The organism is Pseudoalteromonas sp. PSi26 (genome assembly GCF_054960575.1).
Genome location: NZ_JBHNYT010000040.1, coordinates 1 through 711 on the forward strand (window position 1 = coordinate 1; position 711 = coordinate 711).

The 711-nt window shown below is 42.1% G+C and carries 1 protein-coding gene; it reads right to left on the reverse strand.

Features of this window, described 5'->3' with window-relative positions; translation table 11 throughout:
- Positions 1–30: 30 nt before the first annotated feature.
- On the reverse strand, positions 31–711 hold a 681-nt coding region (locus tag ACFI34_RS18735), incomplete at its 5' end, for an IS3 family transposase (protein ID WP_462674592.1).

The window sequence follows — 711 nt, forward strand, 5'->3', positions numbered from 1 at the left end:
TGAAGTGACCCCAATAAGTTGGACTCATTTCTAAGCGGCAACCAAGGCCTGATTTCGATATTGTATCGGACTCAGGCCTTTTAGTTTTAGCTTAATGCGTTCGTTGTTGTAATAATCGATGTATTCTTTGATGTTTTCAATGAGTTCATTTGCGTCCTTGAACGTCTCATTGTGATACATCTCAGTTTTTAATATGCCGAAGAAGTTTTCTGCAACGGCATTGTCTAAGCAGTTTCCTTTTCGAGACATACTTTGAATTAGCCCATGCTTTTTCAGGTGTTGTTGATATCGTTTATTTTGATATTGCCAACCTTGGTCTGAGTGGATGAGTGGTCTCTCATGCTTCAACAGCTTTGCTGTTGCGGCTTTAAGCATGTCAGTCACTAGTGGTAGCGTGACAGATGTCCTTACCTCATAGCTGACCACTTCTTGGTTAAATAGGTCTATTACCGGTGACAGGTATACCTTTTCTCCATTGACTTTAAATTCAGTGACATCGGTCACCCATTTTTGATTGGGCTTCTTTGCCGTAAATTCACGCTTGAGAACATTTTCAGCGATTCTACCGACTTCACCTTTGTAAGAGGTGTAGCGTTTAGGTCTGACTTTTGATTTCAAGCCAAGTTCGCCCATCAAGCGTTGCACGCGCTTATGATTAACCATCAAACCCATTGCTCTTAGCGTGCAAGTTACCCTACGGTAGCCGTATCG